Genomic DNA, 16,281 nt, shown 5'->3' with positions numbered 1-16,281 from the left:
TGTGATAATAATTTAAATGTGCTGTGTTCATTTAACTTGGAATTTACAATGACAGACCTATACAAAATTGGTGAATTGACTGATTCACCCATGGTGCCATTTCGTAATTCCCTAATTCGTAATCCGTAATTGTTTAGTCGATTTCAAAAATAGTTTCTTCTTTTTCCTTTTCATTTTCTTTTTTCCAAGCATCAATTTTCTTCTGCAAAGCGCTCTTTTTCTTCTTCTTGTTTTCTGGAGAAAATTCATCTTCTTCACCTTCTTTTCCGAAGTCCATAATTACTTTTTCTTCAAGCTTTTCCTTGTCTTTTATTCTGTGAATTGAAGTGTCTTTTTTATTGATTCCAAATCCAGATTTTAAAGCACTTTTTAGATCATCTTTTGCTTGATCGACATTTTGTTCTGTTACCGCCTTTTTCGCTTCTTTGTCCCAAGCAAATTTAGGGTAGTCTATTGTTCCAAACATGCGAAGGAAAACCCTCAATCCAGTTCCGTCATCTACAATGTCGCCAAACTCCGATGATTTCGTTCCTTTAATTTCTCGAAATCTAAAATCAAGAGAATAATCTATGTCGTTTTCGAAGGAGTGTGTTCCGGAAAGATTAACATCTAAAGCATTCGAATTTATCGACATTTTTGGAATCGTAATGACACCATTTTTTACGGTAAATTCATTTTCAAAAGAATCGAATTTTAAGTTCAATAACCTTCTTTCAAATTCATCAATTCTTGATCGAGGAATAACTAAAGTTCCGCCAGATGATTTTAAACTCTTTGTGATTTCTTTAAACGCTAGAACATTAACCAATGCACCATCTGTTATTTTAATTCGAGCGGTGACATCAAATTTTTCTTTTTCAATATTTTCTTCATATAAATCAAATGGCCCTTTAAAATTTAATAGAATTGAAGCTCTTCCTTTGATGTTGTCGGATGTAATAACAGTTTGGTCAAAATTATTCCATTCTGCAAACAAAGGTTTGAAATTTACAGCATCCGAATTTAAGGTAGTTTCAACCACTAAGTACATTGGACGAACTTCGGTAATTTTTAATCGTCCATTAATCTTTGCTGTGGCACTTATTCCTTCAACCATAGGAAATGTCAATTGTCTTTTTCCAAAATCCATTCTCCCTCTTATATTGGTGTATTGGTGACCGCTATATTCTACTTTATTTAAGGAAAGAATCAATTTTCCAACAATATCATCAGGCAATAACCAGGCTTTAGTTTTACTTATTTCTTGCTCATTTGTTGTTGAAAGATCGTCCAAATACAAAGCGTTACTGCTCACACTAGCATCAACAGATAAGTTTCCAGCGCCTTTAAAATAATCTGCTAAATGATTAAATTGACCATCTAAAACGAGTGCTGAATTCCCTAGAGAAATTGCTAAATCTGTAATTCCTGCAAATTGATTTCTTATGGTAATATCACCATTTTTAATGCTCAGTTTTCTTTGATCATCTATGAATTGGGCAGTAATATTTTGTAAAGCCAATGAAATTCTCAAATCATAAATTGTAATGTCTTTTTGATTTGTTTTAGGTTGATTCATTCTTAAATCAAAATCTCCATTCAAGCCTATTGTGCCAGATAATTCTTGCATGGAAAATGGGCCAAACAAACGATGAATTGCCTTTAAGTCTAATAAACCATTCGCTTTACCCGTTAAGCGGGGTTTGTCAAAATCTGAAATCAATAAATTCCCTGAAAAGTTTTCATTTAAAGTGCGGAATTTTAAAGTGGAAAGTGAGAGTTGCTCTTTCCCAGCGATTATTCCATTCGTATACTTTCCTTTTAAATTAATGTTAGATAATGAAAATCCTTGATCTGATAAACTACCGTTTTTTACATCAAAATTAGCGTCAATTGCTGGAGAAGAGGTTTTTTCATTTGAACCTTTAATGAATAATTCAAAATTGACTTTTCCTTTTCCATTTATTTGGTCCACCACATCTAATTCCTGAAAAGAAAAGTTTTTTGCCACATCAGCCAGGTCAAGATTTTTAGCTCCAACATAGAAATCCATACTGTCATTACTCACTTTTCCCTTAACTAAAAAAGGAAGATCATTTATTGAAAGATCAGCTGAGATTATTTCAAACACATCATTGATTTGATCCATTTGAATAGATATATCACATTTGGTCTTCTTATTTTCCAATAATTTTACTGATTTTGATTGAATTGTTTTTACATCGAAATCCGTTTTCGCGCCCAAAATAAACTGTTTCTCTGTGAATGAACCGTTAAATTCTAAGGTGTTGAAATAAGCAGCATAGTATTGTTGTGTAGACTTGTTGTCATAAGTGAAATCTGTAGATGTTAGATTGATTTTTTCTAAATTAAACTCAAAAGGAGTTACGGTAGTATCTCCACTGGGTTTTAAAAAATCGTAATTTACGCTGCCATTTTCTAGAATTTTTAGATTTAGAACTGCGTTGTCAATGTCAATGCGATGTACGTCATAATTACCTCCAAGAATATCTAAAGGGTTCAGGCGTAAATCAAATTTTTTTGCGAAGATTGCAGTGTCTCCAGTTTGGATAGAATCGAATTTACTATGCACTAACACATCATCAAATGAAAGGGTTAAATCAGGAAAACTCTTCCAAATTCCAATGTCAATATAACCAATATGAACACGTTTATTTAGATATTTATTGGCCTCCTTTAATGCATATGATTTTATGTCATCTTTAAAAACCAAAAGTAATGCACTAATCAAAATCATGAGGGAAATTATGATTCCCGCAACCCATTTGAATATTTTTAATGCTTTTTTCCAGTCCATAAAACAAAAATAACAGCTTATCTATACATTTCGTATCGCTTGAGCTTTACTTATTAACGGTGAAAGTTTTAAAAGATTACGGAATACAGTATCGAGTATTGAGTTTTGCGCAATGAGGAGAAGAAATTGACTGTGTTTTGTGAATCTGCCATTCCCAAACTTACTACCCCTTACTCAAAATCTCTGTACTCAATCCTGATTCTAGGAAAAACTCTAATGTTTTTTAATGGTCGATCTTCGATAATAATTGAAAAAACAATAATTATGAAAAATTTAACTGTATTAATTTTTGCTTCTATTTTAGGTTTAACCTCTTGTAATTCAGAATTTTGAAATGATATTAAAGCTCAAATGAACCAAATGTAGAATCATTTAAAAGCATTGACTTTCCTATAAAACCATGTGATATATTATCCAAAGAAATGCTTCTCAAATATTTTGATGTGACAAGTGAGGAGGTGGAAATGAAAGATGGTACAAATAATCCAAATTACAAGTATACCCAATGTGGGTACTCTTGGAAAAAGGACAATTTCGAATAATTGCAAACTAAGCGTTCAGATTTAATGATGGCATTATACAATGCAAGGATTAAATAAAAATGCTGAAGAGGAATTAACCTTGTCCGATATTACTTCATTAGAGTCTCCAATGAATTTAGTGAAAGGTGGACATATTATTGAATACGAAAACATAGTAAGAGCTGTTAATGATTTTAATAATTCCCATAAAGTACCTTCAGAGGCTGATTTGAAATTATTGCAAAAGGAAATTGATAAAAAATCCAAGGAAGAAGAACTAGATGAAAAGGCTATAGAAATAGGAAGAAAATTAACGAGTGGAATAGCAGATAACTTAAAATTCACCAAAGTTGATGGGATAGGTGATGCTGCATATATTGATCATTTAGCAAAATCATTAGATGTACGATTTGGGACCTTTTCTTTTGCCATAACTATGGACACAGAATTGGATCTTGTTGCAAATATCAAGATAGCCAAAAAGATAGCTAATGAGGTCTTGGGGAAATTATGATTCCTTAGTTAATACAATTTAAAATGAATCTATATACCAGATATAGGGAAAACCCTTGCTAATAATTATTCTAAAAGGCCTAATTTTGAATTAAATCTAAATCAAAAACCATGAAGTATTCTCTAATTTTTATAATAGCATCTCTTTTTATTTTGTCATCGTGTGATAAAAATGGAAGTATTGATGACTCCACGTATGTGAAAGAAATGGATTTTCCAATTAACCCGATGGAGCACATTCATAGAAGTATGATTGTCTGTCACTTTGGTGTTTCAAGTGCTAAATTGGATTATGTTGAAGAGATCATTACGAATGACAATTCTTTATCTGTTTGTGGATTTGAATGGGAAAAAACTAATCATGATGAAATTCAAGACCATCGCTCAAAAATGATGATGGCTTATGCGATAAATGGAACGAGCAGAGAGGATGGTTTATCCAAGAAAGTAGATGTTTTTGACTTGAAAAAATTAAAATCTGCAAATAACTATCTGAAAATTGGGCTTTTTAGAGAATACGCCAATTTCAAATCTGCCAAAAGTGATTTTTACAATTCTCATCAAGTTTCTTCAAATATTGAAATAAATAAAAGTGCTGATATTCAAGTGGAAAGTGCTGGTTTGACAATCGTTAATAGCGGTGAAAGTCGTAAGTTTACGGCAATTGAAGGAATAGGAAATCAGGCCTATTACAATCATAATTTGAAATCACTAGATGTTCTTTTTGGTAATATTTCGTTTTCTGTTTTTATAGATTCCGAATTTGATATTGAAACGGATATTTTAATTGCCAAAAAAATTGCCTACGAAGTCTGGAAAGGTCTCTAGATTTAACTATTTATCTATTTTGTTTATAAAAAAATGACGAAAGCACCTTACTAAATGGCGTATCTATATTATTAACAATATATTTGCATCAAAATTATAGATTATGAGTTTAGTAACAGTTGGAAGTGTCGCATTTGATGCTATTGAAACACCTTTTGGTAAAACAGATAGAATTATAGGGGGAGCAGGAACTTACATTGCTTTTTCTTCTTCTTATTTCATGAAAAATCAAAATATCGTTTCTGTTGTTGGAGAAGATTTCCCACAAGAAATGCTTGATAAATTAAGCACTAAAGGTGTTAATTTGGAAGGTCTTCAAATTATCGAAGGAGAGAAATCTTTCTTTTGGTCTGGAAAGTACCACAATGACATGAATTCAAGAGACACTTTAGTAACTGAACTAAATGTTTTAGAACATTTTGATCCAATTATCCCAGCGTCTTACCAAGGATGTGAATACCTAATGTTAGGAAATTTAAGTCCAGAAGTTCAGTTGAAAGTAATCAATAGAATGGAGAAGCGACCAAAATTAGTAGCTATGGATACCATGAATTTCTGGATGGATATCGCTATGGAAGATTTGGTAAAAGCAATCAAAGAGATAGATATGTTAATCATCAATGACGAGGAAGCAAGACAACTTTCTGGTGAATATTCATTGGTTAAAGCAGCGAAGAAAATTCGTGAAATGGGACCTAAGTTTCTAGTGATTAAAAAAGGTGAGCACGGAGCTTTATTGTTCCATGAAACGAAGGTGTTTTTTGCACCAGCATTGCCATTAGAAGATGTTTTTGATCCAACAGGAGCAGGAGATACTTTCGCAGGTGGATTTATGGGGTATTTAGCGTCAACTGATGATATTTCTTTCGAAAATATGAAAAGAGGAATTATTGCAGGTTCTGCAATGGCATCTTTCTGCGTGGAGAAATTTGGAACTGAAAGATTAGAAAATTTATCGAAAAGTGAAATCGAAGACCGTATTCAAGAATTTGTTCAATTGACAAATTTTGACATGGTTCAAGCTGTATAAAGCATACTATTATGGAGAAGAGAGAATTTATTGATGCGCTTAAAGAACTAACCGAAAAAGAGAATGTCTTAAAAACGGGAAGAGAAGTAAATGAACTGCGTACGCAATTCGAAGATTATTTAATTGAAGCAACGAGACAATTTCAAATTGCTGAATTAGAGGCGAAAGATAGAAATGAAGAGTTTACTCAAGAGGAATGGATGAATCCACTCAAAGAGGAGTTTTATGAAATCTTTTCTCCATATAAAGAAAAGCGCAAAGCTATTATTGAAGCAAAACGCGGTGAAGAAGATGAAAATCTGAAGAAAAAACGAGCACTAATTTCTCAATTACAAGCTGTAATTACAGATGAAGAGAATATTGGAGCTGCTTTTTCTGCGCACAAGGAAATTAACGAGAAATGGAAAAATATTGGAGATATTCCTCGTGAAAAAAGAAATGATATTCAACAAGAATACAGCCGTTTGTTAGAGCAGTTTTTCTACAACATGAATATCTATAAGGAAATCAAAGATTATGATTTCAAAAAGAACTATGAAGCTAAGAAATTGCTTTTGGCGCAGATTAAAGAGCTGAGCAAAGTTGAGAAAATTAAAGATGTTGAAGCGAAAATCAAAAGTTTGCAAAATGAATGGGAAGACGTTGGTCCAACCAAACAAGAGCACTGGGATGAGCTGAAAGATGAATATTATTCTACAATCAACAAAATTTATGACCGTATTCGCTCATTTTACGACGATAGACGTGAGAAAATGCAAGCGAATATTGGATTGAAAAATGAACTGATTCAAAAAACTGAAGCTGTTTTAGCTCAAAGCCGTGAATCAGTTAAAGATTGGTCGAATCAAACTAAAGAAATTCTTAGTCTTCAGAAAGAATGGAAAACAATTGGATTTGGTCCTAAAAAAGAGAACGATGAAGTATGGAAAACATTCCGCGGATTATGTGACCAATTCTTCTCTATCAAAAGCGAATTCTATAAGGATATTCAGCAAGAATATGATAAGATTGCTGAAGGTAAAAAGAAGTTAATCGAAAAAGTAAATACTTTAAAAGACAATGCAGATTGGGGTCCAACAACTAAATCAATCATTGAACTTCAAAAACAATGGAAGAAAGCAGGTAGCGCAGGTCAAAAGAACGAACAAAGTTTGTGGAAAGAATTCCGTGCCGCTTGTGATTATTTCTTTGATGCTAAACAAGCTCATTTCGATGAAAAAGATAAAGCTTTCGATGACAACCTAAAAGCTAAACAAGATTTAGTTGAAGAAATTTCAACTTTCGAATTGTCTAAAGATAAAGACGAAGCGATTGCATCTTTACATGCGTTTTCTGAACGTTTTTCAGCGATTGGATTTGTTCCAACAAAAGAAAAAGACGGAATCTTTAAAGCTTATAAAGCGGCTATCGATAAACATTATGATTCTCTTGATATGAAAGGTGAAGAGAAAGAAAAAGTGATGTTTGAAGCGCGTATTAAAACGCTACGAGGAAGTGGAAATGCAGCTGAATTGTTTGAGAAAGAAAAGCAAACAATTCGCGCTGAAATAAGTACAATTCAACAAGAAATTATTCAGTTTGAAAATAATCTTGGATTCTTTGCTAACTCCAAAGGAGCAAATGCATTAAAAGACCAAGTAGAAAACAACATCAAAGCAGAGCAAGATAAGTTGTTAGCGCTTAAAGCAAAGCTTAAAATGATTCCTAATGAATAAAATTTACAATACATGGATTTTCATCATCTCCTTGCTGACTTTACCGTTCGCATTTGCAGTGGGGCTGAATGAAGTCTTTGGTATTTTTGGCCTTAAAATTCACGGAGACCAGTTCGAATATAAAGAACTGGTTTTCGGGATTGCCGCAGGTCTGATTTTCTTACTGGGAGCATCAAGATCTTCTAGAAAATGGTCAGGAATTAAAATTGTAAATCAAGTAGATCGATTTCAATTTAACTCTGTAATCAGCAATGAAAGAAAACAGAGTGTTCTTTTAAACAATAGTATTGAAATTGTCGGTTTTTTCTTAATCGGTACAGTGTTTATCATCTTTTCAAAAGATGCAATTTTTATTACATTAATTTTCCTCATTTTTATTGTCGATTCCATTATCAATACAATACGTGGAATGATAGGTAAGAAATACCGAGTAGGGATGACGAAAAAAGCAATAGTTTCCGTGGATAGGGAAGTGATTGCAATTTATTTTAAAGGTTTAAAAAGAATTTCAATTACGAAAGATCAATTGTTCTTCGAATACAATAACAATGATTTAGTTTTGGATTTTCAGCTCAATACAATTCCCGTAGAAAAACAAGAAGAATTTATGCGTCTTTTACGTATAAACGTTGATGAAACTCAGGTGTATTTCTCAGGATTTGAAGAGCAATAAATGTTAATTGTAGTTTTTCAATACTAAATTATCAATTACTAATCATCACCTTTGCATTTTAAAATTTTACTAAGATTATGGATTTTTGGATTAAAGCCGCTCAACTACTACTTTCACTAGCAATATTAGTTACAGTTCATGAGTTCGGACATTATTTGGCCGCTCGTGCTTTTAAAATTCGTGTTGAAAAATTCTATCTTTTCTTTGACCCTTGGTTTTCTTTATTGAAGAAGAAAATTGGTGATACAGAATGGGGAATCGGTTGGTTGCCTTTGGGTGGATATGTGAAAATTGCCGGAATGATTGACGAGTCTATGGACAAAGATCAAATGGCACTTCCTCCGAAAGAGGATGAATTTCGTTCAAAACCGGCATGGCAACGCTTAATTGTAATGGTTGCTGGTGTTGTGGTAAACGTAATAGTAGGATTCTTCATTTACACAATGGTAGTTTCTGCTTGGGGCGATGATGCCTTAGAGAATGATGCTTTAAAATATGGAATCGCAGTAAACAAAAACTTTGCTGAGTTGAATTTAGGGTTTGAAGATGGTGATATCATTACAGCAGTTGATGGTGAGAAAGTTGAGAATGCTCAACTCGTTAACTTGCAAATTTTCTTGAGGGGTTACAGAGAAATCGAAGTGAAAAAACCTTCTGGAGAAAAGAAAATCATTGTTCTAGATGAAGATATTAATGATTGGATGTGGGCAAATGATGCTGTTATGGCTTTTAATCCAAGAATGCCAACTATCGTCGATTCTGTTATGCAAAACAGAGACGCTTTCAAAAAAGGATTGACAAAAGGAGACAGTATTGTAAGTATAAATGGTGTTGCAACTCCATTTTTCCACGATTTACAAGCACAATTGGCAAAGCAAGAAGGAGATTCTACTTTGGCTACAGTTGGACTCTACAGAAATGGTGAGTATTTAGATTTAGATGTTTATACCGATAAAAATAAAACAATCGGATTTTTACCTCAATTTCCAGAATGGTTAAAAACTACGCATACGGATTATACTTTTGGAGAATCAATTTCTCGAGGATTTGATAGAGCAGGTTGGACAATGTATGATTATGCTGCGCAATTACCCCTTATTTTTACTGAAAGAGGTGCAACGAGTGTTGGAGGATTTGGAGCAATTGGAAATCTTTTTCCCCCTACTTGGGATTGGAGAATTTTTTGGACAAATACTGCGTTTATCTCTCTCGTTTTAGCAATTATGAATATTCTGCCAATTCCAGCTTTAGATGGTGGACATATCGTGTTCTTGTTGTATGAAATGATTACGGGAAAAGAAGCGCCGCAAAAGGTGTTAGAATACGCGCAATTGATAGGGTTTATTTTATTAATTACTATTTTCCTTTATGCCAACGGAAATGATGCTTACAAAGCAATTTTCCAATAGCTTTTTATAATAAATGATTTTTAAAATGGAGGTGCGTGATTTATTGCGTGTCTCCATTTTTTTTGGTCATAAGCGTTACTTTTATTTGATTCACTTTTTAATTTTCTCACAATTTAGTTGTATTTTCACAAAAACGCTATTGAATTAAGATGTCAGATTCCAAGTTTTAAAGACTACTTTAATCATCATTTTAACACTAAAACTATACAAGACTATGAAATCTCTACTTTCCATTTTACTTCTGGTTATTACTTTGATTGGTTTTTCACAAACCCAAACATTAATAATTGTAGATGTTTCTAAATCTTATTCAAAGGTACAATCAGATGAATACTCTAGTTCTTTTAATGAATTTGGATTTGGAATAGGTGCAAGATTAGACAAAGATAGGGGGTGTGTAGAAATAAAAGGTGTTTATAAATTGTCACGAAACTTGGGATCTTCTATTAATTTCCAAAGTTATTATTTAGGAGGTGGTCTAAAGTATGTCTTCTTTAAGAAAGAAAATCGATTCAGATCTTTTATAGGGTTTAATCTTTCAACGGAAGTGTATTCAAACTATAGAGATGCTTTCTTGGCGCCTGATAATTTCGCTGTGACCAAAATTCCTTACAAAGAACGAGATTTTAATTACTCTTACGAGTATTATTATTCATTAGATTTTTATGATTCTTCTCCTATTTATTGTTAACTAATCTTAGGTTTAGAGATAGAATTATTGAATAATTTGAATTTAGAATTAGGTGTAGGAATCGGAAGAAAGAGAGTTTTAATTAAGGAGAAATATTGGAGTCAATCTGTTCCTTTTGAAGATGTTTTAGCGGATGTAAAAGATACACCTACGATTGGAAGAGAATTTAAAATGCTTAGTTTTCAAGTAGGTATGATTTGTTCGATTAATATAAAGAACAACAAATAAAAGCATGAGATAACTCTTTTTAAAATAAATGAACTATGAAACAGATAATTATAGGATTGTTACTTGGCATTTTTCTTTTGCATGGAAACACTGTTAATTCGCAGATCAGTAAATCACTCCATTTTGGGGTTTCTGAAAGCCTTTATTCGGAAGGTGGTAAATTAAGGTTTAAAAATTTTAAATATACAAGAACTAGTGTTCAATTAGGGGTCAATCTTGATTTAGAATCTAATAATTTCCGTGTTTTTGGAGTTTATGAGTTATATGGGAATTTAAAATTTGAATCAACCACCGAAGAGTATGATAGCTTTTTATTTGCTAGTCATTTAATGGGGGTTGGTGTAGAAAATCGGTTTTGGGATGAAAAGAGGGTTTCTCTATTAGTAGGTTTTTCAGCCTTAACAGAAATTGCGTCTAATTATAGAAATGGTTACATAAGTGAAGGTTCACCAGTTTATCCAATCAGTAATTATACTTATGAATTGTTAAACTCTAATTCTATAATTCAATATCAAGACTTTTATTATTCTACTCCATTTGCTTCAAGTTTTTACATAGGAGCAGATGTCCAAATCTATAAAGGATTACATTTTAATTTGTCTTTAGAAAATAATTTTAGAATTATGAAAACGAGAGAAGTTGTCTGGGATCCATCCAGTTTCGAGGGCCGATTACTCGAAGATATAATTAATGAACAAGAAATTGAAACTACAATAATAGATCAGTTAGGATTTCGTTTTGGATTGACTTACAATCTTTAATATTACAGATTTTCGAAAATTAAATAATTAGAAATTATGAAATCATATTCAAAAATATTTATCGTTTTAGGAATGTCCTTATTGGTATTAAGCTGCAAGAAACAGGGCTGCACGGATGAGTTTGCATTAAATTATGATGTAAATGCAAAGATTGAGAATGATAATTTTTGTAGATACGCAATGCCTGAGGTGAAAAGATATGTTCCAAATTATGGAGCTAATACCGCTACATTAGCAGCTATAAATAAAGGGAAAACTCCGCACTATTGGAAGATTGGAACAAAATACTCGTGGTCATACACATTAGCAGCAAAATTTCAAGGGAACAATGGAGAATACCAATCTGCTGGATTAGTTTCATTCTGGCAGAGAATACCTAGCCCTTATTACTTCGGATTTTATTTTGAGGAGTTGGCTATATTATCTGACAATTCATATGTAAAAAACGGGACAGTTGCACCTCCATCAGTCGTATTTTCGTTCCTAGACACCGTAGTTTGGAAAGCATCTGGAAATACTTGGCCAGCTTTCGAACTATTCACTACAATCGGTACTCCAAGCGAACGTGAAATAATTTCGTCCGATCCAAGTATTGAATCATCTTATAATTTTAGGGTTAGCACCGAGTCAAATGGTGATTCTTTGGTTTTTGATATTTTTGGACAAAGAAATCACATCTCAAAAGTTATTCATGCTAGTGAATCTTCTCACCTTTTTAGTCAACAGGAAATAGAATCTCTTGGAAAAGGAGACGCTGTGCTTCAAGTTGTTTCTGTGAATTATGATGTTCAAACAGAAAATGGAAAAACGTATCATTTCTTGAATCAATCAAGAAGTCTTAAGGAAGTTTTTATTGAATAATCGATTTGAACTTAGAATTAGAGGTATTAATGAGTAAATGGTTATTTTTGGCGTCAATAAAAATGAATCCAATTAGAAATTAGGTTCAAAATTAAATTATCATTTAAACACAAAAACATGAAATCAGCACTTTTAACATTCTTAATAATTGCATTTACTTATAACAATCCATTAATTGGACAAGAGATCATTGAAGAATATGGAGAGGAGAAAGACATAATAGAAACGGTTCGATACATTCCATGGGGTACTCATGAAGGATTTAAGGTTGAAGGCGATTTTAAAGGGAAATCAATAAGAATATCTAAAGATGGGAAGAAAGTTATTGAGAAGAAAGTAGAATTCAAGACTGATGATGGAAAAGCATTTGCAGATCAAGTTATACTCAGGGACGATGAAATTGTAACTATTAGTTTAGTTAAATCAAAAAAGTCAATGGGTATTTATCTTCAAACTTTAAGTTATGACGATTTATCTCAAATTAAAGATCCAATTAAAATTGATGTAGTAGATGGGATTGCTTCAAAATATATAGTTTCAAAATCACATATAATTAATACAGGAATGTGGTTTAGTTACAGTGGGATAAATGAAAACATCTCATTAATTATAAATGGTTCTTCAGAAGAGGAAGAGTCAAGAAGATTGATCCGAATAGTGAACTTAGATAACGAGAACAATATTATTGGAGAGCCATACACTTATTATGCGAAGAACAATGAACACAAATTATCAAATGATAGGATAGTTCATTATGAAAATGGATCAATTGCTACGCTAATTGAAGAAAGTGAGGAAAGTGAGGAAGCCAATGCTAAAAATAAGGAGGTGCTTGTTAAAGAACTTACGTTCGTTTGTTTAGATCCAAAAAAAGAACCAATGGAGGAGGAAATTACTGCGGAATTTAACCGTATTGGAGGAATGAAACTTAGTGATAATTCGATAAATAATAAGATTAATTTTTCATTACTTTCTTTTGATTCAGATGACGAAACACAAGGAGCAATAACTTCGTATCAATACGATACAGAAAATGGCAATATGCAACTTAAAAAGTACAGTTCTGAAGATATTTACAGGAGTAATGAGGAATTGCAAGCCGAATTTGGTAAATACACAATTAGAGAAAATCATTTCTTGAAGGATGGTTCGAACATAGTGTTGTTAAATGTAGCTTACCAAGAGTTTAATAATTCTAAAACATACTCCAGTGAAACCGGTGGTTATACTGTTGATTATTATGATTATTTCAGAAAAGGATTTACTGTAGTAAAAATAGATAATGATAGAGAAATTGAATGGGTTTCCGAAGTAAAAAGAAACGCAAACGCATTGAATGATTGGTTTAGTCTACACTGTTTATTATATTATACTGACGATAATTTATTAGAAATTGTATTTAACACCAACAGTAATCAATTTAAGAATGGAAGTTACGATACAAATGTTTCAGACGCAGATGCAAAACTCTTAGTTAGAAAGAATGATGATTTTATTCCCACGAAAGCAGTAGTTAACTTGAACAATGGCGAGACAACTGTTGGAGAGATGAAGTTTGGAACAAAAGAAGTAAGGGCTTTAACTACTTTTATTGCTTATCCTGGCGATGAACCAGGCGTTTATACTATGAAGGCGATAATTGATGGAACTTTAAGGTCTGCAAAATTTGATCTGAAGTAAGGTACTTACTGGTGTAATAATTAATTACCTGGAATTTTATATATTTAAGTGAGGCTTTGATAAGTATAGCTAAGTAGCGAACCTACAGAAAAGCTATATTTATCAAAGTTTTTTCTTTTTTAAAACTTTAAAGAATCATATATTTTGGTTGGAAGGAAAATTGATCCAGCGAGGTGCTTTACTACGCCAATTCCAAATAAACAAGACTTAGCTCAGTTTTGTAATGTTTTAACTTCTACTTTAACCAATCAAATGATATAAAAGTTGTAATTTTAGTGTATTAAATTCTTGTTTATGAAAATTACATCTCTTTTATTTGCTTTCCTTTTTATTATAAATTCAACTTTTGCTCAAGATATGAAGCTGAAGTATGATATAGAAATAAAATCAGACGATCCTGAAATGCAATATATTTTACAACTGTCTAAAGGTTCATCATTAACTATATATGCAAAGGATGATAAGTCTCGCGTTGAAATGGTTATGGGTCAGTTAATGAAAAATACTACAATTCTCGATAATGGGAAAAAAAAGGGACTTCAATTAATTGATGGTATGGTAGGAAAACAAGCTGCAATTATTGAAGGTTCAGATTTTGAGGGATTTAATGCAGAAGAAGAGGATGTAAAGTTTGAATATCTTGATGAAACTAAAACAATTTTGGGATATAAATGTAAGAAAGCTGTTGCTCTTGTTGATAACCAAGAAATGATTTACTGGTACACCAATGAGCTCAAAGTTTCAGATGTCTACCTTAGAGAATATTCGAAATTGGGATTACAAGGTGTACCACTAGAATACAGTATAAATAGTTCAGAAGCATCAATGAAATTTGTTGCAACAGAGGTTAAAACTAATATTGATGAAAAAGGCTTGTTTGATCTTAAAATTCCAGAAGGATATACAAAAAAATCATTCGAAGAAGTTAGCAGTATGATAAATTTTTAATCTTTAAAAATAAAAAATATGAAATTAAAAGCAATTTTAGGTACCGTAGTTTTAATTCTTTCAATGACAGCATTCTCGCAGGCTACAAAAGGAAAATTATCCTATGATGTATTTGTCACCTCAGATGATGCTGCTGCCGCAGGAATGTTAAGTCAAACTGAAGGGAGCTTAATGGAACTTACTTTTATGGATGGAAAAGTGAGGACTGATTTATTCATAGGTCAAATAATGACCAAGACAGCAATAACACTTCAAGATGCCGATACTGCATTAATTCTAATAGATGCTATGTTTGGAAGGATAGCCATGAAAGTGACTGAGAATGATATGGATGAAGAAGATCGTTTAGCTTATGAGAATAGAGAAGTTGAATTGACAAATGAGACCAAAGAAATTATGGGTTATGAATGTAAAAAAGCAATTGTAACAGTTGGTGGGTCTGACGAAACTATTATTTGGTATTCTGAAGAAATTGTGCCAAATTATAGAAAAAATGAATACTTATTGAAGGAAATTCCAGGAGCTCCTTTAGAAATGTATACTACTTGGCGTAATATGGATATGAAATATGTGGCATACGAATTTAAAGAAAAACTAAAGAAAACAGATGAGATTTTTAGTACAGAAGTTCCTGAAGGATTCACTTTGAGAACGGCTGAGGAAATGAAAAGTTTTGGTCAGTAATATCTTAACTTGTAATGATTAAATTTTGGGGAATTCTCTCATTGGTTTTGCTTTTTGGAATTACAAGTTGCAAAAATATCGTTAGAAAATTCGATCAACAAGTTCACAAATCTTATCAGCGAAATAACTTTGTTAGTCAGTCAGTCGAGCTAGGTGAACATCAAGTTTTTTACTATGACAATAAGCGGGAAAATGTTCCCGTTATGTTGTTTTTGCAAGGATTTGGAGGTGATGGAAAAATCTCATGGCAAAAGCAAGCATTGGCTTTTGAAGAGGATTACCGAGTGATAATTCCAGATATTTTATGGTTTGGAAATAGTACAAGCAAAGCTCATCCTGAACTAACTTCTCAAATAGATGCCATAAATCAATTGATTGAATTTCTTAAAATTGATCAAATACATTTGGTAGGAATTTCCTACGGAGGTTTTATTAGTCTTGGAGTAGAACAAGAAAATGAAACTAAATTGGCTTCTCTAATTATTGTAGATTCTCCAGGAGTACATTTTTCAGATGATGAATTAAAAATCTTTACGGATAAAATTGGAGTAGAAAAAATTTCGGATGCTTTTGTACCTCAAAATAGTGATGAGGTGAAAAGAATGTTGAGTTTTGCGTCTTTAAAACCTCATATATTTACGAAGGATATTAGAGAGCAAATTTTAGGTTTTTATTTAAGTAAAAATCCTGAGGAACAAATTGAAATGATTAGTAATCTGCCTAAAAATAGAGTCCAGTTTGAAGATTTGAAAATTGATAAGCCAGTTTTAATTCTTTGGGGAGAAGACGATGAAGTATTCTTAATTGATGATGCTAAACAGCTTCAAGAGCAGCTCAACGCCGAACTTGTAATCATTCCAAAGGCGGGACATTCGTTGCCAGTTGAACAACCTAAAGATTTCAATAGAGCTTTAAGGAGTTTTATAGAGAAAGTTGAATAAT

At 32.3% G+C, this 16,281-nt stretch carries 15 protein-coding genes; 14 read left to right on the top strand and 1 reads right to left on the bottom strand.

Features of this window, described 5'->3' with window-relative positions; translation table 11 throughout:
* Nucleotides 1-133: 133 nt before the first annotated feature.
* On the bottom strand, nt 134-2,797 hold the full coding sequence (locus C6368_RS09860) for an AsmA-like C-terminal region-containing protein (RefSeq protein ID WP_107039035.1): 2,664 nt from the start codon (nt 2,795-2,797) through the stop codon (nt 134-136).
* Nucleotides 2,798-3,379: 582 nt separating this feature from the next.
* Here C6368_RS09860 and C6368_RS09855 point away from each other — a divergent pair.
* The 14 genes from C6368_RS09855 to C6368_RS09790 all read left to right on the top strand — a co-directional run bounded on the left by C6368_RS09855 (nt 3,380) and on the right by C6368_RS09790 (nt 16,280).
* A complete protein-coding gene (locus C6368_RS09855; RefSeq protein WP_107039034.1) occupies nt 3,380-3,832 on the top strand; it encodes a hypothetical protein in 453 nt (150 codons plus the stop codon).
* 110 nt (nt 3,833-3,942) lie between these two features.
* Nucleotides 3,943-4,659: a hypothetical protein gene (locus C6368_RS09850; RefSeq protein WP_107039033.1), complete on the top strand. Its 717-nt coding sequence runs from the start codon at nt 3,943-3,945 to the stop codon at nt 4,657-4,659.
* Nucleotides 4,660-4,759: 100 nt separating this feature from the next.
* Nucleotides 4,760-5,689, top strand: a complete 930-nt coding sequence (locus tag C6368_RS09845; RefSeq protein ID WP_199851619.1) for a PfkB family carbohydrate kinase — start codon at nt 4,760-4,762, stop codon at nt 5,687-5,689.
* An 11-nt stretch (nt 5,690-5,700) separates the two neighbouring features.
* On the top strand, nt 5,701-7,404 hold the full coding sequence (locus tag C6368_RS09840) for a DUF349 domain-containing protein (protein ID WP_107039031.1): 1,704 nt from the start codon (nt 5,701-5,703) through the stop codon (nt 7,402-7,404).
* Nucleotides 7,397-8,077: a hypothetical protein gene (locus C6368_RS09835; RefSeq protein WP_107039030.1), complete on the top strand. Its 681-nt coding sequence runs from the start codon at nt 7,397-7,399 to the stop codon at nt 8,075-8,077. Before C6368_RS09840 ends, C6368_RS09835 begins: the two co-directional genes overlap by 8 nt.
* 77 nt (nt 8,078-8,154) lie before the next feature.
* Nucleotides 8,155-9,486 (top strand): RIP metalloprotease RseP, encoded by a 1,332-nt coding sequence (rseP, locus tag C6368_RS09830; protein WP_317045980.1) that lies wholly within the window; start codon nt 8,155-8,157, stop codon nt 9,484-9,486.
* Nucleotides 9,487-9,700: 214 nt separating this feature from the next.
* Complete coding sequence (locus C6368_RS09825) at nt 9,701-10,177, top strand: hypothetical protein (RefSeq protein WP_107039028.1); 477 nt, start codon at nt 9,701-9,703, stop codon at nt 10,175-10,177.
* A 36-nt stretch (nt 10,178-10,213) separates the two neighbouring features.
* Nucleotides 10,214-10,405 (top strand): hypothetical protein, encoded by a 192-nt coding sequence (locus C6368_RS09820; RefSeq protein WP_159038535.1) that lies wholly within the window; start codon nt 10,214-10,216, stop codon nt 10,403-10,405.
* A 35-nt stretch (nt 10,406-10,440) separates the two neighbouring features.
* The gene (locus C6368_RS09815; protein ID WP_107039026.1) at nt 10,441-11,166 is read left to right on the top strand and encodes a hypothetical protein; all 726 of its coding nucleotides are present in this window, start codon (nt 10,441-10,443) and stop codon (nt 11,164-11,166) included.
* Nucleotides 11,167-11,202: 36 nt separating this feature from the next.
* Nucleotides 11,203-12,027, top strand: coding sequence for a hypothetical protein (locus tag C6368_RS09810; protein ID WP_107039025.1), 825 nt, complete (start codon nt 11,203-11,205; stop codon nt 12,025-12,027).
* A 117-nt stretch (nt 12,028-12,144) separates the two neighbouring features.
* Nucleotides 12,145-13,707, top strand: a complete 1,563-nt coding sequence (locus tag C6368_RS09805) for a hypothetical protein (RefSeq protein WP_107039024.1) — start codon at nt 12,145-12,147, stop codon at nt 13,705-13,707.
* 294 nt (nt 13,708-14,001) lie between these two features.
* The gene (locus tag C6368_RS09800; RefSeq protein WP_107039023.1) at nt 14,002-14,655 is read left to right on the top strand and encodes a hypothetical protein; all 654 of its coding nucleotides are present in this window, start codon (nt 14,002-14,004) and stop codon (nt 14,653-14,655) included.
* A gap of 18 nt (nt 14,656-14,673) precedes the next feature.
* Nucleotides 14,674-15,339: a hypothetical protein gene (locus C6368_RS09795; protein WP_107039022.1), complete on the top strand. Its 666-nt coding sequence runs from the start codon at nt 14,674-14,676 to the stop codon at nt 15,337-15,339.
* A gap of 14 nt (nt 15,340-15,353) precedes the next feature.
* Complete coding sequence (locus C6368_RS09790) at nt 15,354-16,280, top strand: alpha/beta fold hydrolase (RefSeq protein WP_107039021.1); 927 nt, start codon at nt 15,354-15,356, stop codon at nt 16,278-16,280.
* Nucleotide 16,281: the final 1 nt, after the last annotated feature.

Source organism: Brumimicrobium mesophilum (assembly GCF_003025005.1).
Taxonomy (GTDB): Bacteria; Bacteroidota; Bacteroidia; order Flavobacteriales_D; family Crocinitomicaceae; genus Brumimicrobium; species Brumimicrobium mesophilum.
The sequence above is the reverse complement of the archived record's forward strand: the minus strand, read 5'-3'. Positions and strand labels throughout refer to the sequence as shown.